Annotated in this window: 19 protein-coding genes; 4 read left to right on the top strand and 15 right to left on the bottom strand. The window is 43.4% G+C overall.

What is annotated here, in order from left to right:
- Nucleotides 1-217 precede the first annotated feature (217 nt).
- From ACFFGT_RS07600 to ACFFGT_RS07580, 5 genes are all read right to left on the bottom strand, one after another.
- Nucleotides 218-1,402, bottom strand: a complete 1,185-nt coding sequence (locus ACFFGT_RS07600) for a carboxypeptidase-like regulatory domain-containing protein (RefSeq protein WP_377021913.1) — start codon at nt 1,400-1,402, stop codon at nt 218-220.
- Between the two features lie 503 nt (nt 1,403-1,905).
- Nucleotides 1,906-3,279 (bottom strand): di-heme oxidoreductase family protein, encoded by a 1,374-nt coding sequence (locus ACFFGT_RS07595; RefSeq protein ID WP_377021912.1) that lies wholly within the window; start codon nt 3,277-3,279, stop codon nt 1,906-1,908.
- An 8-nt stretch (nt 3,280-3,287) separates the two neighbouring features.
- A complete protein-coding gene (locus ACFFGT_RS07590; RefSeq protein WP_377021911.1) occupies nt 3,288-4,364 on the bottom strand; it encodes an imelysin family protein in 1,077 nt (358 codons plus the stop codon).
- Nucleotides 4,365-4,372: 8 nt separating this feature from the next.
- Nucleotides 4,373-4,798: a QcrA and Rieske domain-containing protein gene (locus ACFFGT_RS07585; RefSeq protein WP_377021910.1), complete on the bottom strand. Its 426-nt coding sequence runs from the start codon at nt 4,796-4,798 to the stop codon at nt 4,373-4,375.
- Between the two features lie 11 nt (nt 4,799-4,809).
- Nucleotides 4,810-6,051 carry a hypothetical protein gene (locus ACFFGT_RS07580; RefSeq protein ID WP_377021909.1) on the bottom strand — a complete coding sequence of 414 codons (1,242 nt, stop codon included), beginning with the start codon at nt 6,049-6,051 and terminating at the stop codon, nt 4,810-4,812.
- Nucleotides 6,052-6,235: 184 nt separating this feature from the next.
- Here ACFFGT_RS07580 and ACFFGT_RS07575 point away from each other — a divergent pair, with 184 nt between their 5' ends.
- Nucleotides 6,236-7,306, top strand: a complete 1,071-nt coding sequence (locus ACFFGT_RS07575) for a serine hydrolase domain-containing protein (RefSeq protein ID WP_377021908.1) — start codon at nt 6,236-6,238, stop codon at nt 7,304-7,306.
- Between the two features lie 15 nt (nt 7,307-7,321).
- On the opposite strand, the gene ACFFGT_RS07570 is transcribed toward ACFFGT_RS07575, so the two are convergent.
- Entirely contained in the window at nt 7,322-8,005 is a 684-nt protein-coding gene (locus ACFFGT_RS07570) for a heme exporter protein CcmB (RefSeq protein WP_377021907.1), read from the bottom strand.
- Nucleotides 8,006-8,098: 93 nt separating this feature from the next.
- Between ACFFGT_RS07570 and ACFFGT_RS07565 the strand changes: the two genes are divergently transcribed.
- Nucleotides 8,099-8,584, top strand: a complete 486-nt coding sequence (locus ACFFGT_RS07565) for a methylated-DNA--[protein]-cysteine S-methyltransferase (protein ID WP_377021906.1) — start codon at nt 8,099-8,101, stop codon at nt 8,582-8,584.
- Here ACFFGT_RS07565 and ACFFGT_RS07560 read toward each other — a convergent pair.
- The 9 genes from ACFFGT_RS07560 to ACFFGT_RS07520 form a co-directional block, all read right to left on the bottom strand.
- On the bottom strand, nt 8,581-10,509 hold the full coding sequence (locus tag ACFFGT_RS07560; protein WP_377021905.1) for a hybrid sensor histidine kinase/response regulator: 1,929 nt from the start codon (nt 10,507-10,509) through the stop codon (nt 8,581-8,583). The genes ACFFGT_RS07565 and ACFFGT_RS07560 overlap by 4 nt on opposite strands.
- Before the next feature lie 27 nt (nt 10,510-10,536).
- A complete protein-coding gene (locus ACFFGT_RS07555) occupies nt 10,537-11,124 on the bottom strand; it encodes a chemotaxis protein CheB (protein WP_377021904.1) in 588 nt (195 codons plus the stop codon).
- Nucleotides 11,114-11,944, bottom strand: a complete 831-nt coding sequence (locus tag ACFFGT_RS07550; RefSeq protein WP_377021903.1) for a CheR family methyltransferase — start codon at nt 11,942-11,944, stop codon at nt 11,114-11,116. The genes ACFFGT_RS07555 and ACFFGT_RS07550 overlap by 11 nt, the downstream gene beginning before the upstream one ends.
- A 2-nt stretch (nt 11,945-11,946) precedes the next feature.
- The gene (locus ACFFGT_RS07545; RefSeq protein WP_377021902.1) at nt 11,947-15,405 is read right to left on the bottom strand and encodes a response regulator; all 3,459 of its coding nucleotides are present in this window, start codon (nt 15,403-15,405) and stop codon (nt 11,947-11,949) included.
- Between the two features lie 87 nt (nt 15,406-15,492).
- Nucleotides 15,493-15,930, bottom strand: coding sequence for a hypothetical protein (locus tag ACFFGT_RS07540; protein WP_377021901.1), 438 nt, complete (start codon nt 15,928-15,930; stop codon nt 15,493-15,495).
- A gap of 9 nt (nt 15,931-15,939) precedes the next feature.
- Nucleotides 15,940-16,272, bottom strand: a complete 333-nt coding sequence (gene gldC / locus ACFFGT_RS07535) for a gliding motility protein GldC (RefSeq protein WP_090524371.1) — start codon at nt 16,270-16,272, stop codon at nt 15,940-15,942.
- 8 nt (nt 16,273-16,280) lie between these two features.
- Nucleotides 16,281-16,547: a hypothetical protein gene (locus ACFFGT_RS07530; protein ID WP_377021900.1), complete on the bottom strand. Its 267-nt coding sequence runs from the start codon at nt 16,545-16,547 to the stop codon at nt 16,281-16,283.
- Between the two features lie 8 nt (nt 16,548-16,555).
- Nucleotides 16,556-17,908, bottom strand: coding sequence for a DEAD/DEAH box helicase (locus ACFFGT_RS07525; RefSeq protein WP_377021899.1), 1,353 nt, complete (start codon nt 17,906-17,908; stop codon nt 16,556-16,558).
- A gap of 292 nt (nt 17,909-18,200) precedes the next feature.
- Nucleotides 18,201-19,085 (bottom strand): NmrA family NAD(P)-binding protein, encoded by an 885-nt coding sequence (locus ACFFGT_RS07520; RefSeq protein ID WP_377021898.1) that lies wholly within the window; start codon nt 19,083-19,085, stop codon nt 18,201-18,203.
- Between the two features lie 80 nt (nt 19,086-19,165).
- Here ACFFGT_RS07520 and ACFFGT_RS07515 point away from each other — a divergent pair, with 80 nt between their 5' ends.
- Entirely contained in the window at nt 19,166-19,582 is a 417-nt protein-coding gene (locus tag ACFFGT_RS07515) for a winged helix-turn-helix transcriptional regulator (protein WP_377021897.1), read from the top strand.
- A 104-nt stretch (nt 19,583-19,686) separates the two neighbouring features.
- Nucleotides 19,687-21,021, top strand: a complete 1,335-nt coding sequence (locus ACFFGT_RS07510) for a dihydroorotase (protein ID WP_377021896.1) — start codon at nt 19,687-19,689, stop codon at nt 21,019-21,021.
- Nucleotides 21,022-21,170 lie beyond the last annotated feature (149 nt).

The raw sequence follows: 21,170 nt of genomic DNA, 5'->3' as shown, positions 1-21,170 counted from the left end.
ATGCTATTATATGTTATGATTTTTCAAAGCAAATCATATGCTGAATTAAAGTATAACCTTTTTAAGTTATAACCTAAGTATTAACATACCCAAAAATTGGGGTGAGTGATTGTGCCTTATGTAAGACGCAAGAAAAGGTGCTTTGTTCTGCGACCGAGTAATCATTAACAAAATTGCTATTACGTATGTTCTCAAGTCTTGTCTGTAAACATCTCGCCTAATCCCCCGGCTCGTAATCAACCGGCAGCAGATCGCCGAGCTTGGCTTTTGACCATGAGCCCTCATAAAGCGGACTTGGGCTTGATACCACAATGCCGTTCATATCAAAAGCTATATAGCCCGAATATTTGGTCATGATGCTGGTTTCGTAGTTGGGCATATCCAGCGGATGGTAAACATCCTTAAACTCGGTGGTTTCCTCGCGTTTGGTGTATACAACGTATAAGAAGTGCGGAAAAGTAAGCGCATAAATCCCATCCTGTGGTGTTTTGCGCAATATCTCAAATTCCTGGTAAGGCAGCTTGGCCAGGTTTTCATGGTACCACTTGGTCATTTTCGACAAATTGTAGTAACGCAAAGCCGAATCGCGCGGGCCTTCCCTGTACTTTTTCATCTTCTGCATCAGCACTGCTTCCTCAGGTCGTTCAGGATTAATTTGCCTTGTAAAATCGTGCGCTTCAAATCCTTCTTCTTTTAACTTCCCTTTATAAAGCGAACGGTAAAAATGCTGGGCCGATCCATAATAAGCCTGCTCACGTTTTTGCTTCCACAGTTTTTTTTGAGCGGCGCTGCCGGGCAGGTTCTCAAACAATGCGCTTCCCGAATAGGATATGGTATGCTCAATAGCATCATACAAGAAGTTTTTCAGCAAAAATTTAGTACGATAGCCCAGTGCAAGGTTCTCCACCACCAAAAACTCATCGCCCGATGCTTCCAGTTGCTGCTTGCCCCTATGGTAAATAATGTTAAGAATATGAGGATTGGTTACTTTACATTCCTTGCCATTTTCAGTATCACCAACAAATTCTTTCCTGAACAGTTCGTAGTTTTTTTTCCAGTCGGCACTGCTGCTGATCACTACTTCGCGCAGCATCAGTACTTTTTGGTTAACCTCAATACTTAATTTTGTGGGTTCGCGGCCAACCAGTACGGTTGTGGAATACTCTTCAATACTTACACCGGTAACTACCAGCTGGTACTGGCCGGGCTTTATACCACTCAGGGTAAAAGTTCCATCTTCGGCCGTAGAGGTACCGTAAGTGGCATTATTTAAAAATACGCTGGCATTGGGTACAGGGCTTTTAGTATCAGCCCGCACCACCTTACCTGTAATAGTACCGGTTTGTGCCGAAACCATCAGCGGACATACAAACGCAATAAGCAAAAACCAATAAAAACGCATTAAATAAAATTAGGATATTTTTTCAATCTACTAAAAAACACTTTTTTCATGAACGGTTAATGAATTGTTGACGTATAATTTTTGTTGCGAAGAATTTGTCTGAACTTTAATTTATGGAATTAGAGAATGTGGTAAATTAAATTCATGTCATTGCGAGCGTAGCGCGGCAATCTCGTAGCCAATGCATATCCGCCCTGTATAGTATGCGATTGCCACGTCGCGCCTCCGCTCATTCCTTTCCCGCTCCTCGCAATGACATAGATTGGAGATGAAAATTGCTGGCAAATAAATAAAAGTATGTCATTGCGAGCGCAGCGCGGCAATTTCGTAGCCAATGCATATCCGCCCTGTATAGTATGCGATTGCCGCGTCGCACCCTGACTCACTCCCACCCGCTCCTCGCAATGACATAGTTTTATTAGGTAATACAAAAAATCCAGGGGCAACAAATAAAAAGCGACATGAAATACTCCACGCCGCTTTCAAAATATCATTACAAAAAACTACAGGCTCTTCAAAAATTTAAGCATTGCATCCCTGTCAGCCTTTGATAGTTTGCTGAAGAAAACTTTTGCCGACTCTGCCTCACCGCCATGCCACATAATGGCTTCAGTAATAGTCCGGGCGCGACCATCATGCAGGTAATAACCGGGGTTATTAACGGTTTCAAACAAACCCAAACCCCAGAGTGATGCGGTACGCCACTCCTGCCCACTGGCCAAAAAGTCGGGGCGGTTATCAGCAAGGCCTGGCCCCATGTCATGCACCAGCAGATCCGTGTAAGGGTGGATCACCTGGTTTGATAATGGTTTAAAGGCTACGTTTACGCCGGTAGTTAATGTTTGGCGGTGGCAGCTTTCGCATTTAGCCTGCTTAAACAATAATTCACCTTTTTTATTGGTGGCATCGGTTACATCGCGGCGGGCAGGTACAGCAAGCGTAGCTGCATAAAACCTTACCGCGTTCAATGTACTATCCGGCAATTCAGGATCATCCTGCAAACCATCATACTGCGCCTGGCCAAAAGAATTTTCAACAGGGAATATTTTATTGGTGATCCCAATATCCTGGTTATAAGCTGCAGCTACCTGGGTAAGGATGGATGCAGTATTGGCTTTCCACCCGAAACGGCCCAATTGACGCGATTGTGTTGCCACATCCCAAACATAGTTAGGGTGGCCTTTTATTCCGTCGCCATTGCTATCATTAGGATCGGCCATGGCCACTATCTCGCTTTCAGGTACTGATTCCAGCAAACCAAGCCCGAACATAGGCGGCGCTAAACGCGGCGAAAGCATGTAACCGGCAGGCAGCGCAGTATAAAGATTACTCAAAGTGTAGGTAGGTGCACGCAGGGCGTAAGTTTCACCATCGGCAAAACTGTAGGTCTTATCATCATAAACTATGTTGACCTTACACTCCGGTACCTTGCCATACACAGCTTTATCCTGTAACTGTAAGCCGTAACCCGGTGCAGCCAATGGGCCACCATGCGCATCGATACCCAGAATGCTGATACGTACCAGCAACGATGAACGCGATTCGCCGGCTGTGGGCAAACCAATCCCATCGTTATGATGGCAGGAGATGCAGGAGTTATTGTTAAAAATAGTTCCCAGCCCCGGATTGATAGGCGCAGGTGCGGTAACAAAGATCTTGCTGAAAGCCGCATCGCCAAAACCATGTACCTCGGCATCATATGCCGAAAGCCCGGGAAACATATTACTGAACGCGTGCGATGTGATGTCAAACACAGTAGCATCACCACCGGATAAACGCTCATCGTATTTATCAGCCGGAAATTCGGCAGCTTTCTGACATTTTGCCAGCAGCAACACCAGGAGTGCTAACGCGCCTATAACCTTTAATTTCTTCACCTTAAAAATTAGTCCTTAATATTTGTTTGTATAAATGTGGTCAAATCGCCTTCAAGCGTGGCTTGCAGGGTTGCCAGCGCATCCTGAGTGGCTTTGATCTTATCGCGGTTATCGTATATAGCCTTTTCAAAAGTTGGGGTAATTAAGGCCATTGCAGATAAAGCCGTTTGCACCTGTGTTTTGATCTTAGCATCCAGGGCTGCATTTTTTGAAGCTACTAATGTGCTTAAACTTACTGTGCCTTTGGTACCGTTGTAAGTTGCGGTATACACATTAAGGATGCCCTGAATGTTGTTAGTAAAATCGACAGTGGTATTGTGCGAATATGACGACTCATCTAAAGTTGAATCTTTAGCTGCATAAGGCTCCTGCATTTTACCAGTACCTACTTCATCGCAAATACCGGCCATGCTGCCTGTAATAGCCAAAAATAAATCCTTACGTGTTGCAAACGCGGAACTTCCTTTTCCGGCAGTAGTAATTTTGGCCGCGTAATTAGCTCCCGTTGCCGACCAGCTATCCCTAAGCGCGGTAGTGGTATTCAGCAAGCTTTGAGATGTATACTTCAGGTAATCTTTTTGACGGGCAGTGATATCAGCAGCTTTCCTGGTACCACCCGGGCCAAATATGATATACTCGATGCCGTGGAAGCCTTTTGAGAAGCCATCAAGCGCATCAACAGAAGTTAAATTGATAACATCAGTACCTGATATTAGTTTATCAACATCAACCCTGTTCAAAGGCCAGCTATCCATAGTTGGGTCATAGTCTTCATCCTCAACGGGGCCAAACAAAAAGCCTTCGGCCTGCTCCCATGGCTGGCGGGTATTTTTCCAGGCTATACGTGCAGCGGCGAGGTTGGCATCAGTAGGTGTTGTTAAAAAAGTTGTTATTGATGTATTCAATAAAGCAGCCTTAGCCTGTATATCAACATAGTTGGGGTTACCTACAACACTTACAAACTGGTTAATTACTTCCTGCTCGTCAACAGCTGTAGGCTGTGTTACTACCGGGTTTTTATCTTTTCCACAGCTGCTGAGTGCAAGCACAGCAGCGCATGACAGTCCAAGTATGGTATTTTTCATGGTAAAAATTAAGTTAAATGAATTATGATTTGATTGGATACTACTTCAGTTGCGTATTTCTTAAGCGGGCGTTCGGCCGGGCCTGCAGTTACCTGGCCTTCGTTATTAAAAGTGCTGCCATGCAAATCGCATTTGTAACCATTGTTGCCCACCGGGGTAAGCTGGTTATCGGCATGGGTGCATTTTAACAACAGCGCGGTATACGTACCATTAGCTTCTTTTTTTAATCCGATATTATAATACTGGTTTTTGGGCTGGATAAGCTGAAAATTAGTTGTACCAAAAATGGTTTCAGGAACGGTTACCGTGTTATTGGCCACAGCTGTTTTATAAACAGGCAGGGTGGCACAGCCCGATAACGAGCCTACCAGCATGCCGGCACCTGCCGCAAGGCATAGCGAGCATGACTGTTTAACAAATTCTCTTCTATCCATGGTGCTTAAGTTTAAAATGAATATCCAATACCCAGGTTTATCAATGTATTATTGGTTTGATAAGGCAATGCAACCGGGCTTGGGTTAATGATCAGCGCCGGGTTTTGCACACCGCTATGGGCCAGCCTAACATCGCCCTTAACCACCACATTGCGAAGCGGCAGGTAAGTTAATCCCGCTACCACATAATTTTTATTAAGCGTTTGATCGGTTATACCGTTTGAGGGGATACTGGCGTTCAGGTCGAGCTTTTCATCGCGCACAAAAACAATTAGTTGAGGCGCATTTACTTTGCCGTAATTGCTGCGGTAAAGCAGATCGTAACCTATTTCGGCATATGCACCGTAGGCTGTTTTTGGTGTATTGCTGGCGTAAGCCCTGTTGATCTTATCGGCATCTTTAATAGAAAGGATGGTACCCAATACTTTCACCGAAAAACCTTGCCCGTTATACTGGATATCACCCTCGCCCATAGCAACCGGGGTACCAAATACGCCTGAGTTTAAGCCAAGGCTGTCGGCCTCTGTTTTGCGGATGCCTACAGTACCGCCATAGTAGCCGGATAGCTGGGCTTTAAAACCACTTTGATAGTATTGAAGCGCCCCGGTAACTGCAAGGTTTGTGCCTGTTGCGTTACGGCCTTCAAACCTGCCGTCAACAATGCCGGTACCGTGGGTAAAGCCACCTGCACTTAAACCGTTCATCAGCCCGATTGAATAGTTTATCGGGAAATTATTTAAACGGCCGTAAAAGCCAACGCCCAATTCGCGCCATGTGGCGGGGATGATCAGCGTTTCCACATAGTTACGCTCATTACCGTTAAAGGTAGTTGGCAGGTGGTTTTCGTTCAGGATACCTATCCTTGGCAAAAACAAACCGGCAACTATGTATTGGTTGGGGTTGAGGTTAAATTTCAGGTAAGCCTGCTCAATGGTGATCTCGCCGCCGGGTTCGCCGCCGTTTACTTTGGCATCTTCCAGCTCGGTTTCAGAAAAGAAAGAGATCTTATCGCTGAATTTGTGGCCAACAAATAACACAAAGCGTTCCAGGTCAACCTTGGCCGTTCTTTGATTGTTATTGTACTGGTAAAAAGCATTACCGTAACCACCTATGGTAGTATTTGATAAAAGCGAACTTTTAACGGTATTGTTATTAAGTGAATCTTCGGCAGTTGAGGTGTTTGGCTGCTGCGCCAGTACCGTGCCCGAAACAAAAAAAGAAAGTACAACTAAAGTAAGGGTTTTAGCATGCATTGTTGTTTGGTTAAGTCGGCGACAAAAGTAATTACTAATTTAGACTTAATCCAAATTAAAATGAAATTAGAAAAAAAATGGGAATATTTCGCTCAAAATTTTCGGATTACTACCCCGAATTAAATATCAGGCTGTTACCTGTAACATATGGACAGTTAATAGCGACTAACAAGAAACCTGGCATATGAAAAAGATAATTTTAAGTTTATCGTTACTGCTGCTCATCACTTCCATTGCATATGCACAGAATAAAACAGATACCATTCCTGATATGAATGATCCGGGAAAAGTACTTGCCTGGCTTAAAAAAAGGAATATACCTGCGCTTGGATTAGCCTATATTGAGAAAGGGAAATTACAATCAGTTAAAGTATTTGGTAATCTCAAACCGGGTGTTGCGGCCAGCGATAATGCATTGTTTAATGTTGCGTCCCTTACCAAACCTATCACAACGATGGTTACACTTAATCTTGTGAACTCGGGTAAATGGCAGCTGGATGAACCATTATTTCATTACTGGACAGATCCGGATATTAAAGATGACCCGCGAAGCTTGAAGTTAACCACAAAAGATATCCTGAACCATCGTACCGGTTTCCCAAACTGGCGATCACAATTAAAATATGGGAAACTTGCCTTTCAAGTCGATCCGGGAACAAAATATGGCTATTCAGGCGAAGGGTTTGAATACCTGAGGCATGCGCTTGAAAATAAATTTCACCGTACGCTGGCTCAATTGGCCGATTCCATCATCTTTAAACCTTTAAAAATGAGGAGCACAGGCTTTACCTGGAATGATAAAATGGAAAGCCGTTTTGCTGTCCCCACGGATGAAAATGGCAAATCTCTTGAAATACCTAAGAACAAAGAAGCCAATGCCGCCGACCTGCTGAAAACAACAGTTGGTGACTATGGTCGGTTTTTAGTTTGGATATTAGATGGTGGAGGATTATCAAAAGAGCTGTTCAGGCAGATGCTTGATAAACAAGTGGAGATCAAGGAACATGTATATATGGGCCTGGGCTGGTCAGTTTATGATGATTTAGGCAATGGAGAATATGGAGTTTCGCATGGTGGCCGGGATCCCGGCGTTAATACCATTGTTTTCATCCTCCCTAACTCAAAACGAGGTTTGTTGATCTTCACCAACTCAGACAATGGTTCGCAGCTTTACGCACCCCTTGTTAAAGCTTATTTAAAACAACAAGGTCAGGCCATTCTGGATATCGAACTGAAAAACCAAACAAATAAGTAGGTATTATATGATTGATCAGTCTCTCCACAAATAAGGGAAAAGCAGTAAGGCAGTAGCTATAACAATGGCATTGATAGCACATAAAACGCCTATATTGCCATAAAAGAAACTCCGGTCTACCCCATCCATTGCGCTTTTGCTTAATTTGATAAGCACCAGTATAACCGGGATAATAACCGGGAAACTTAATATGGCCATCAGCGTACCGTTGTTACCTGCTTTTGATGCGATGGCCGAGATCATAGTAAAAACAGTAGAAAAACTAACGCTGCCTAATAACACGGCCAGGAAATAGTACAAGGGATCACCAAGGGTATTGGTGAAAAACACTTTATAAACTATTAGTGCCAGCGCACTCAGTAAAGCCATCAGCAAAATGTTATAAATTGTTTTAGACAGGATAATGGCCTGCGGACTGGCAATGGAGTAATAATAAAGCAGCCGGCTTTTACTTTCCTGCATAAAGCTTTTGGCAATAGCATTTACCGATGCAAACAACATAATGATCCAGAACAGTACGTTCCAGACTATTGGATACCCTGCGCTTTTTGAAAAGCCGGGGTTCAGGTTCAATGAAATGTAACAAACAAACACCGTCGAAACCACATAAAGCAAAACGCCATTAAAAGCATACTTTGCCCGCCATTCCAGCAAAATCTCTTTTTTTAGCAGGTACCACGTTTCGTTAACCAGTTTCATAACCGCAAATGTAATAATTACCCGCGAGTGAATATGGGCATTTGACAAGCTAATAAAATTAGCTTAATTTTGATTATAATATACCAATTACCCATGCCTGTAGCTTATTTCCGCACACCGGTTGGCATTGCCCGCATAATTCAAGAAGACGGCTTTATAACTTCCGTATCCATACGTGATGAGGAATATGAGATTGAACCTGCTTCTACCAGGCTGCTGCAAACGGTTATCGATCAGTTAAATGAATATTTCGCAGGCACGAGAAAAGAGTTTACCTTCCCCATAAAACAAGCCGGAAGTGACTTTCAGCAGCAGGTTTGGGAGGGCTTACTAAGCATCCCCTATGGCAAAACTATTACTTACGCCCAGCAGTCAAACCAAATGAACAATCCTTTGGCTATAAGGGCAATAGCATCTGCCAATGGCCGTAACAGCCTTTGGGTTGTAGTGCCCTGCCACCGCGTAATAGGCTCAGATGGCAGCCTCACCGGGTACGCCGGCGGCGTGTGGCGCAAAAAATGGCTGCTTGAGCATGAGGCCAGGGTATTGGGTGTTGGACAAACCAAACTGGATTTTTAAACATCCACCCTTAACAGCCTCGATATTTTTTCATGCAGCTGGTAAGGCAAAAACGGTTTTGAAAGCACATCATTCATACCCGCCGATAAAGCCTCCTGCTGCTCATGGTCATAACTTGCCGCCGATAAGGATATGATAGGGATACTCCGTTTAGGCTCCTCAAAATCAACCCGGATTGTTTTGGCTGCCTGATAGCCGTTCATTTCGGGCATGTGGGTATCCATTAAAATAATATCGTACTCTTTATTGGTAAGTTTCTCAATTACCTTACGGCCGTTATCAACCATCTCCACCTCTACATTCCAATCCTTTAATATTTTGGAAAGCATGAACTGGTTCACCATGTTATCCTCGGCTACCAGTACCCTTATATTATTAAACGGGGGCAGTATTTTATCTTTCTTAGGGCTTATCTTGTCTTTAGGTTTCAGGCTTATCGTGTACCAATTCACAAAATTGAAAGTACTGCCCCTGCCTACCTGGCTGCTAACGGTCAGTTCGCCCCCCTTTAGTTCGGCAAGTTTTTTGACAATGGTAAGCCCCAAACCGGTACCGCCATATTTGCTTACGGTATCTTCATCGGCCTGTTCAAATGATTCAAAGATCCGGTTAAGCCTGTCGGCCGGGATCCCGATACCCGTATCCTCAACACTGAACTTTAGTTTTACCTTATCATTGTGTTTTTGAAGTACAGTGATCTTAAGCTTCACATATCCCCTTTCGGTAAACTTAAGGGCATTGCTCAGCAGGTTCATCAGTATCTGGTTAAGGCGTAATGAATCCAACATAAGGTATTGCGGCACTTCCTCTTCAATATCAAGTAAAAACTCGATATTATTTTCGTCGGCTTTAAACTTGAGCAGGTTAAAAACCGAGTTTACAATATCATAAACATTATTTGCCGTACGGACGATACTGAATTTACCAGCTTCAATTTTTGAGATATCAAGCACATCATTTATCACACCCAATAACGACTTGGATGAGGTATCAAGCAAATCAAGCATCCCTTTTTGCTGATCGGTAAGGCTTGTTTTGCGCAAAAGCGAAGTGATACCAATAATACCATTAACCGGCGTACGCAATTCATGGCTCATATTGGCCAAAAAAGTTTCTTTTACCTTTTTGCTGTATTCTGCGTTCTCTTTTGATTTGATCAGCTGCTCCTGGTAACTTTTTTGCGGAGAAATATCACTGATATTGATAAAGATGGTCTTGTTCCGGTATGCCGCCCGGCACTCCACCCAAATCACCCTTTTGTCGAAAGTCTCGAACTTAAATTCAAAAATGGCATAGCTCAGGTTGTCTTTGATGATCTCGCCCAGCTTTTTACGAAACATGGGGCGGTGATCGTCAATAGCCAGGTCAACCAGGCTTTTACCGATCAGCTCGGCAGGCTTGAAGCCCATTATTTTTTCGACTGTTGGATTTATGTTCGCAATGCGGAGGCTTTGCGCATCAACCGAAGTAATAATATCGGCCGAGTTTTTTACTACGATGGCGTAATCCTGCAGCTCATCATTCTTTTGTTTTATTTCGGCCTGTGTACGGGCCAGCTGTACAAATGAATCAACCTTGGCCGATGTAATATAAGGATCAAGCGGTTTGTAAAGATAATCTACCGCTCCGGTGCCGAGGCCTTTCACAGCATATTTGGCTTCCTTTGAAATTGCCGTTACAAAAATAACCAGGATATCTTTGGTACGCGGGTTTGATTTGAGCATTTCCACCAGCTCAAAGCCGTCCATTTCAGGCATTTGCACATCAACCAATGCAATAGCAATGTTTGTTTCCCAGGCTATCTTAAGGGCTTCATTTGGCGATGTAGTAGAGAATATTTTAATATCATCGCGCTCAAGCAATGCTTCAAGCGCAATAATGTTCTCTTCTCTATCATCAACAATAAGAATATTAACAGGGGTCATTTAATATTGATTAAAGGTTGGTGATTGTTATGAAAGTAAAAGTTTGAAAATCTCATCCTGTGTTAAAATATAATCGACAGCATCTAATTTTATTGCTGCCTGCGGCATTTCGGACATTTCTGCATCAGCAGGGTCCTGGGCTATAGTAACGCTACCGCTATTCTTTAATTTTAATAAACCTTCAGCACCATCCTGATTAGCTCCCGATAGCAATATAGCGATACACTTATCGCCATAAACTTCGGCAGCGCTTTCAAAAGTAACATCTATCGATGGCTTTGAATACCATACCGGCTCCGAAACATCCAGGCTAAAATAACCGCCGTCTTCAATTAAGGTATGATAATTTGCCGGGGCAATATACATAGTATTCATTTTAAGAATATCCTTGTCCTCAATTTCGCGCATGTACATACGGCTATTTTCAGCGAACAGTTTTTCTATTTCGCTGAAAAAATTTTTTTTCCTGTGTATGATAAGGATTACGGTTTTTCCCAGTTTTTCGGGAAGATCTTTTATGATCTGAAACAAAATTTTGAACGAACCCGCCGAACCGCCAAATAAAACTATCTGGGCGTCATGCCATCTCTCCAGTAATTTTTTATCAGGTCCCAACTTTTTGATAAATATTTTCCTTTTGGTTGATCACCTTAAACTTACTCTTGAACGACTCAGACCGGATAGTTTCCTTACTGCCAAGGCATAAATAGCCAAGCGGGCAAAGACTTTTATAAAAGAGGTCAAGGATCCGTTCCTGCAGAAACGTTTCAAAATAAATAAAAACATTCCGGCAACTTATCATCTGAAACTCATTAAACACATTATCAGATATTAAATTGTGTACCGAAAACAGCGTATTTTGCTTTAACTCATTATGAACCGATGCCGCATCGTACAAAATAGTAAAATGATCGGTAATTGAACCCTTTAAACCAGTGTACTGATAGTTTTCGGCGTAACTTTTTATATTACGCAGGCTATAAATACCTTTACGGGCCTCTCTTAACACCTCGGTATTGATATCCGTACCGTATATGAACGATTTTTTACCCAAACCGGCCTCTTTCAGCAAGATGGCCATGGAGTAAACCTCCTCGCCTGTTGAGCAACCCGCACTCCAGATCTTTGCATGCTGATAGGTTGAAAGATACGGAACAACCTGAGTGTTAACCGCGCGATAAAAGGAAGGATCGCGGAACATTTCGGTTACGTTGACCGTAATTTCTTCCAAAAAGCCCTGAAAAAAATCCGCATCGTTAATAAGCACATGTTTAAGGTCATAAAACTCAAACTTGTTAAGCAGCATGATGCGGGTTAACCTCCGTTTTAACGATGCTTTGGTATAACCCGAAAAATCAAAACCATGAACCTTTCTTACAATATCAATAAGCTCATGAACCTGTGCATTTGATATAATTCCCTGCGCTGTATCCATAATTAACGTTCAAGCCAAAGCTGCATCAGCGATATCAGCCTGTCCATATCAACCGGTTTGGTGATATAATCATTGGCGCCGGCCGCTATACATTTTTCGCGGTCGTCTTTCATTGCTTTTGCAGTTAATGCTATTACAGGCAACTTAGCCCATTTGTTTTGCTTACGGATATGCCTTGTGGCCTCGTAGCCATCCATTTTAGGCATCATGATATCCATAAGCACAATATCAATATCTGTTATCTCTTCCAGTTTGGTTATAGCCTCTTCCCCATCGTTAGCTATCTCCACATTAAGGTCATAGCTTTGCAGGGCGCTGCTCAGCGCGAAGATATTACGCATATCATCATCAACAATGAGCACTTTTTTGCCTTTAATGGCATCCTTGCCTTTAGTTAATGTTTTGGACTTTGCAGGTACCGCCGCTGAAGCCTGCTGCGCCGGGGCAATTGCAGTTTCGCTGATCTTGTTCAGGAAAAGGTTAACCTCATCAATCAGCCTGTCGGATGATTTATTGGTTTTAACCACCATAGCATTGGCATAATGCATTAACCTGTTTACCGATGTTTTATCGAGCTCCATAGCGGTGTTGATAATAACAGGTAATGCGGCAAAACGGTCAACCTCTTTGATCTTATCCAACAAATCAAGCCCTGAGATATCAGGCAGGTTAAGGTCAAGTATTACACACTGGTACTCGTTTTCGTGAAGCATCCTGAATGCCGATTCGCCGTCAAAAGCCTGATCGACAGTTATACCCTGGCTTTGCATCAGGTCTTTTAAAGCCTGGCTTTGGGCTTTATGATCTTCAACCAGCAGGATCTGCTTGAACCGGGTACCACTTTGTACCATGATATCGGCAAAAAGTTTATCCAGCGTTTCGGTATTGATAGGCTTTTTCATGAAGTTAATAGCCCCTTCGCGCCTGACACGGTTTGCCGCCGCATCTCCAGCCGACATCAGGTGAACCGGGATATGCATTATATCCTCATCGTTCTTTAACTCTTTCAAAATTTGCCAGCCATCTTTACCCGGCAACATGATATCCAATATTACCGCATCGGGTTTGGCTTCCTTAACAATTTCAACCGCACGGGTACCTTCATACACCATGATCGATTTATAACCATGATCGCGGGCATAATCCTGCAATATGCTGGCAAAGTTTTTATCGTCCTCAACAATCACTACCAAAGGCTCCTTACCCGGCTCGCGCGGTGCAGCTTTAACAGGTGCCAAAAATTCGGCAGTTGCTTTAAAAGTTTCGGCAGTTGGCAGTACGTCTTCAGTTACAGTAACCGGTGTTAATTTAGCTTCATAAGGTACTGTCAGTACAAACTCGCTGCCTATACCCGGCTCACTGCTCAGGGTTATGCTGCCACCCAAAAGGTAAGCGAGCTCACGGCTTATGGATAAACCTAAGCCGGTGCCGCCATATTTACGGCTTGTTGATCCGTCGGCCTGCTGAAATGCTTCAAATATCACTTTCTGTTTATCAGCAGGGATACCGATACCTGAATCTTTTATAGCAAAGCTGATGGTTTTATCTTTAGCGCCCGGCCTTACATTGATAGCAATTGAGCCATTTTCGGGCGTAAACTTAAATGCGTTACTTAACAGGTTTTTGACCACCTGTTCAAGGCGTACTTTATCGGTAAATATAGTTTGCGGCAGTTCTTTAGCTATAGTTGTGGTATAGTTGATCTTTTTGTTGCTTGCTACTTCGGCAAACAGCATTTCCATATCGCCAACAATATCACTTACCTTGATATCCTCATTCTGCATATCCAGCTTGCCCGATTCAATTTTTGAAAGGTCGAGGATATCATTGATCAGCGTAAGCAAGTCATTACCGGCATTGAAGATCACGCTGGCATACTTGATCTGATCTTCAGAAAGGTTAAGTGGCTTGTTATCTTTAAGGATGCGCGCCAGTACCAGGATACTGTTAAGCGGCGTACGCAGCTCATGGCTCATATTAGCCAAAAACTCCGATTTGTATTTGCCTGTAGTTTCCAGCTCTTCAACCTTCAGGTTAATAGCCTGGCGGGCCTGTTCAATAGCCTGGTTCTTTTCTTCAAGCAAACTTGCTTTCTCTTCCAGTTCGGCATTGGTGGTGCGCAGTTCTTCCTGTTGCACACGAAGTTCTTCTTCTGAAGCCTGCAGCTCTTCTGTTTTTTGAACAAGCTCCTCGTTGGTGACACGCAGCTCTTCCTGTTGTGCTTCCAGTTCTTCGGCCTGTTGCTGGGTTTCTTCGTACAGGTCATGCATAATGGTGCGTGCCTGCGAAGTATTAACAGCTATGCCCATATCATTGGCAACAGCTAAAAGGTATTCAGATTTATTTTTTGAAATCACTTCGTTAAAAGCAACCTCCATTACGCCTTTAAGCTTTTTATCAAAAAAGAAAGGAATAATGAATGATTCGGCCAGTTCAGTTTTTAATACCGACGATGAAAGCTCAAGTTTATCGTTCAGTTTGCCTTTTACAACAGCTGCCCTACCATCTCTGGCTACCTGGCCAAGCCAGCCTTCATCCATTTGTACCGATTTTTTAACAAAATCGGGATTATGGAACGCGTAAGAAGCATAAAGCTCAAGCTTGTCATTTGTTTCATTATACAGGTAAAATGTACCTGCAGCAGCATTTGCGTATGCGCAAACTTCCGACAGAATATTATTTGCCAGTTCCTTTTCAATCTGCTGGCCCTGCATTTTTTCGTTCAGCTGCCCGGTTCCGGTAAGCAGCCAGTTTTTGGCTTCATTATCGGCAAGCACTTTACCAAGCTCAATATTGGCAACCCTTATCTCCTCTTCAATTTTCTTTTGCTGGTCAAACGTTTTTTGGATGTAGAAGAATAATACCAATATGATGATCAGGAAAATAATGGAACCGAAAATAATGATGATCACAACCCTATTGGATGCAGTCTCCGAGCTTTTTTTACGGTCCTGCAAAAACTGGCTTTCCGACTTGATGATATTGGCAATGATCGATCTGATCATGTCCATATTTTGCTTGCCATTAAAAAACATATTGTTCTGCACCATGAAGTCCAAACCTTTGGCTTCACGGGTATCAATATTGGTTTTTAATATGGCGCGCTGCGATGAAACCAGCGATGTTAAAGAATCAATACGGGCTTGTTGAAGAAGATTGTCTTTAGTAAGATCTCTTAGCTCCTGCAAATCAACACCAATACGGGGAAGCGCCTCGTTATATGGATCAAGAAACGCCTTTTTATTGGTTGCCCCGTAACCGCGCATGCCTGTTTCGGCATCGATAAGATGCTGTAGCAGGTTATTTGACGAGCGGATAACGTTTTGTGTATGATCAACCCAAACATTGTCATCCTCAAACTGGCGGATACTGGTGTACGATAAAACGCCAACCACAAAAACAAGTATTATCGATACTACAAAGCCCGCTAAAACCTGCTGGCGGAAGGAAAACTTTAACATTAGGTATTCGTATTAATCTGAATTACAAATATGTTTAAAAAAAGCTGTAATGTAAACGTCACAGCTTTTTTAAACATACCGGGAATATTAATTTACTGCAGTATTATCTGTAGCAGCGGGTATAAAAACCTTTGGGCGGCCGCTTAAAGCGCCTGTTAAGGCCAAAACCGGACCTGCAAACATTACATACCAACCCCATTGAAATTTGAGCTGTCCTTTGAAAAACTTCTCGATAGAGTGAAATGGAATAAATTTAAATTCACCGTTTACTTTAAAAATCGTGGCAATAAGCAGCAGAACAACCAACACCAAAGAGATCCAGGCAGTAGCCCGCATTATCTTAGCCTGATTCAAAAATGATACAATGATCCCAACTACGGCAACTAATAGTAGTACCAGTCCATATGATGGGCTCATACCATGAACATTAAAGCTTTTCACGTGAAAAACCCTCAGTAAGGGGCAGTAGGTAGCGGCAAGTAGCGTAGCAAAACCTACAAATGATAAAATTGAGCTAAGGCGCATATTAGGTTGTTATTTTTGAGTTATCTCCATTTTGTCGGCAAAGTGGGCACAATAGTCGCGCAGGTCCTCAACAATATTCTTTTCACCGGTTGCACGTAAAAAGCTGTCGCCCATGGTTTGCAGGGTTTCGTAAAAAAAGCGTTTCATTTCGTCAACAGGCATATCCTTTGTCCAAAGATCAATACGCAGGGTATTTTTATAGCTTTGGTCCCAAAGGGCAAGCATCATTGATTTTACAGGCAGGGCTTCTTTGTTGGTTGAATCGGTTGATTCCCAAAGGATATGTTCAGGAACGTTATTATCATCAAGCGTAACGGTAAGCTTTATTTCAGCGGTTTTCATTTCAATTTTTATTTTACAAGTAAGAATATAATTATAACCAGAACAATGAAGAATGTCTCCACCATCCATATTTTTTTGGTTTCAATAAAAAAGTTGCGGAACATGATATCAATCACAAAAACCACAAGGGCAAACAATAAAAAGATCCAGCCAATGATGCCTCCCCAGTGCTCAAGCGGCCGCCCGGCTATACCGGCTCCGTAAATAAAAACATAGGCAGCCACCGCTACCAAAAACGCAGTAAAAAGGTTTAAAGGGGTAAATCTGAATTTCATTGATGGGCTTAGTGTCGTTTTTTGCTTTTGGATGATCGGCCGGTACCTTGTCTTGCTGCCTTTGAGCCATATTTGGACTTATCCTTATTGGCATCAAATTTTTTGCGTTGATTAAGGGTTTTCTTTTCGTGGAAGGCGCCCTTAAAATCGGGATCTTCCTTGCGCTTTTGCAAGTCGATCTCTTTGGCCTGTTCCTGGCGTTCTTCATAAGGGGTTTCCTCTATAAACACATCATCCGGAATTTTTTCAACCGGGATGGTTTGTTTGATCAGCTTTTCTATCTTACCTACATAGTACTCCTCAGACGGGGTGCAAAAAGTGATGGCCTCGCCTGATTGCAGGGCACGGCCCGTACGACCGATCCTGTGTACATAATCCTCAAAAACTACAGGTACATCAAAATTGATCACGTGGCTTACATCGCTTACGTCAATACCGCGCGACGCAACATCAGTAGCTACCAATATTTTCACCTCATCGTTTTTAAACGAGTTGATGGAGTTGATCCGGGTATTTTGCCCCTTGTTGGCATGCAATACTTTTACCTCCTTTTCCCCGTATTTACGGGTCAGGAATTTATAAACATCCTCGGCAACTGCACGTGTTTTACAAAACACAATGAGCTTGGTGATGTCGCCTTCAATATCAAGCAGCGTTTTGAGCAGGTTTATTTTGGTTTTGATATTGGGCACATGGTATAAGTGCTGGTTAACCGTTTGTGCCGGCGTAGCCTGCGGGGTAACTTCAATAACCGTAGGAAATTCCAGGAAATTGGCCGAAAGCTGGTGCACCTTCTCGCTCATGGTAGCCGAAAAAAGCAGGTTTTGCCTTTTCACAGGCACCACTTCCAGGATCCGGTTTATCTGGGGCATAAAGCCCATATCCATCATTTTATCGGCTTCGTCCAACACCAATACCTGCAAGGTTTTGGTTACGATATGGCCGGCAAGATAGATATCCATAAAACGGCCGGGAGAGGCAACAATGATATCAACGCCCTGGTTAATTTGTTCAATTTGTGTTTTGGGCCCTAAGCCGCCATAAAGCACAACCACACGTAAATCGGTATTGGCGGCAAACATTTTCACGTTCTCCTCTATCTGCATGGCCAGTTCGCGTGTAGGCGAAATGATGAGCGCGCGGGCATGATCACCCTGGGCATATTTCAGCTTCATGATAATAGGCAGCACGTAGGCGGCCGTTTTACCGGTACCTGTTTGCGCAATACCCATCACATCCTGCCCGTTCATAATAGGCGGAATAGCTTTTTGCTGGATAGGCGTAGCTTCGGTATAACCGGCATCGGCTATCGCGTTCAAAATTTGCCGGTTAAATTTAAAATCTTCAAAGGTTACTGCCATGCCGCAAAGATAGGCTTTTTGTTGAAGTAGGAACAATTGCCCAAAACATGGTGATGTCAGGAAATTAGTTTTGGAGAGTCAGGAGTACAAGAGTCAGGAGACAGGAAGGAACAGGAGAGGCAAGAAATCAGGAGTCAGGAAACAAGAACAAATAAAACCATGTCATTGCGAGCGTAGCGCGGCAATCTCGTAGCCAATGCATGACCACTCTGTATAACTACGAGATTGCCACGTCGCGCCCAAGGCTAATTTCCGTTTCGCGCCTCGCAATGACATGATTTTATTTGCCTGCTTAAGCGTTATACACAGCCGCAAATTCCTTAGCAAAATCCTGCAAACTAACCTTACCGGATACGGCAGGTTTATGTTTGTCATAATCTTCCCAGATTTTTGCGCTACGTACAGCAGTCCCCATTTCAACAAAATTGCGGGCCATTTCGGGCGGAACACCGGCTTGTAATAAACCACCTTCAAGTTGTTCGTCAGTAAATTCTATCCATGGCAAGCCGGGGTTACCAATAGCTTCGCCTAAAACAGCAGCTACCTCGCCGGGTGTTGCCTCATCGCTTACAATGTAGCGAACGCTTTTACCATTGAAATCATGCTGTAATTCTTCGGCGACTGCGGCGGCGATATCTTTGGGATGCACCATGATCAGTCTTGCATCGGCCGGATAATTTGAGCCGATGATCCCCTGGTGCTTGATAAGCGGTATGTTGCTATAAAGATTGATATAAAAGAATGGTGCACGGATAAATTTAATGGCTACCCCGTCGAGCCCGCTCAAAATACCTTCAACATCATGGATCCCTTTTATCGGGCCAACTCCGCTGTCCAGATGTGCACCGATACTGCTTAGTGCAACAACCTTTTTTATACCCGAACGCCTGATGGCCTCCGCATAACTTTTTCCTGTTTCATTTTGATATGCCCTTAAACTTTCGGCACTAAAGCTTGGTGGTACCATGGCATAAAGGGCATCTGCCCCGGTAAATGTTTCGGTCAAGAAATCGGCATCGGTCAGTGAACCAATTGCTGCTTGAGCGCCAAGCGCTTCAATGTCTGTTACTTTATCGGCACTGCTGCTAATCACGGTTACGTTGTGCCCTGCGGCAACCAATGTTTGGGTTAAGGGTTTACTTATATTACCTGTTGAACCTGTTACTATAATTTTCATGATTACTTGTTTTTTGTTGATGACAAAGGTATTTTTGTACTTACTTTTTTACAAGTACTTACCCTAAAGTATGTATCATCATGACTGCGATAAAAGAAAGTTCGACCATACAGGAAAACAAACAAGCTGCATTTAAAGAATGCCCGGTAACTTATGTTATGGAACGCATAGGCGGCTATTGGAAACCTATTATTTTATTTCACCTGTTAACTGGCAGCAAACGTTACAGCGAACTAAAAAAATCAATCCCAACCATTACCGAAAAAATGCTGATCCAGCACCTGAAACAACTGGAAGCTGCCGGATTGCTGATCAGGGAGGCCAAGCCTGTTGTGCCACCCTATGTAACATACCGGCTTAGCGAAACCGGCATGGGCTTACGACCGGTGATGTACGCCATGTCTAAATGGGCGGTTGAAGATAGCGAAGCAAGTGGTACCCCCATTTATAGAAACCTGGGGCAGTTCCCGACTGAGGAAACATTTGCTGAAATGTAATTGTGTTTCCCCGGCCAAAACTTACGAAGTTTTAAAAACTTCGTAAGTTTGAAACCGTTATCAGTAAATCCCAAATCGAACATTCCAAATCCGAAATCAATCCCATGTCTACAATCCTCATAAAAGCAGCCACCATAGTTAACGAAAACAAGCAATACGTTGCCGATGTATTGATCAAGGATGGTTTAATAGATCGTATAGACTCAGTAATTGACCAACAAGCCGATGAAATTATTAACGCCGAAGGTTTACATTTACTCCCCGGTTGCATTGACGACCAAGTACATTTTCGTGAGCCAGGCTTGACCTATAAAGCCGATATTTATACCGAATCGAGGGCGGCTGTGGCCGGCGGGATCACTTCATTTATGGAGATGCCGAACACCGTACCCAACACCCTAACCCAGGAATTACTGGAGGATAAATATCAGATTGCTTCGCGAAATTCGCTGGCCAATTATTCGTTTTTTATGGGTGCTTCAAACAACAATTTGGATGAGGTTTTACGCACTGATATCAGCAACGTTTGCGGCATTAAAGTGTTCATGGGTTCCTCTACAGGGAACATGCTGGTTGATGATCCGAATACGCTCGAAAAACTCTTTGCTCAAGCCCCCACGCTGATCGCAACACATTGCGAAGATGAGGCTACTATCAAAAGTAATCTTGCCCATTATAAACAACTGCTTGGTGAAAATATCCCGGTACGTTTGCATCCAAAGATTAGGAGCGCCGAGGCCTGTTATCTATCGTCATCAATGGCGGTTGAGCTGGCTAAAAAACACAACACCCGTCTGCATATTTTACATATCTCAACCGAGCGCGAGACACATCTTTTTGACAACACTACGCCGCTAAAAGATAAGCGCATTACCGCCGAAGCCTGCATCCATCACTTATGGTTTACCGATGCGGATTATGAAACCAAAGGCAACTATATTAAATGGAACCCGGCTGTTAAAACCGAGGCAGACCGCGATGGTATTTTGAAGGCCGTATTAGATGACCGCATTGATGTTATCGCTACCGACCATGCCCCGCATACCATCGAAGAAAAAGAGCAACCTTACCTGCAGGCACCATCCGGCGGCCCCTTAGTTCAACATGCATTACCGGCCATGCTTGAGCTGTACCACCACGGCAAAATCAGCCTTGAACAAATAGCCGAAAAAATGGCGCATAACGTAGCTATCCTTTTCCAGATAGAAAAACGAGGTTTTATCCGCGAAGGCTACTGGGCCGACCTGGTCCTGGTTAATTTAAACAAACCCTGGAACGTAAACAAAAACAACATTTTATACAAGTGTAACTGGAGTCCGTTTGAAGGAGATACCTTCCGCTCACAAGTGGTTTATACACTTATCTCTGGCAATTTAGCTTATGCCAACGGTAAGCTTATTGAAGGTAAAGCCGGCAAGCGTTTGAGTTTTAGCCGGTAACATTTCTTCAATTCGTCATTGCGAGGTACGAAGCAATCCCAAACAAGCAAAGCGGCTAATCAAGTCGCCCTGCATAGTTCGCGATTGCTTCGTACCTCGCAATGACATGTTGGAGAGTATCAATTCCTTCAATGGCGCAAGTCTTGTGC

The sequence above is a fragment of the Mucilaginibacter angelicae genome (assembly GCF_042434235.1).
Classification (GTDB): Bacteria; Bacteroidota; Bacteroidia; order Sphingobacteriales; family Sphingobacteriaceae; genus Mucilaginibacter; species Mucilaginibacter angelicae.
This window is presented reverse-complemented; position numbering and strand designations above follow the sequence as displayed.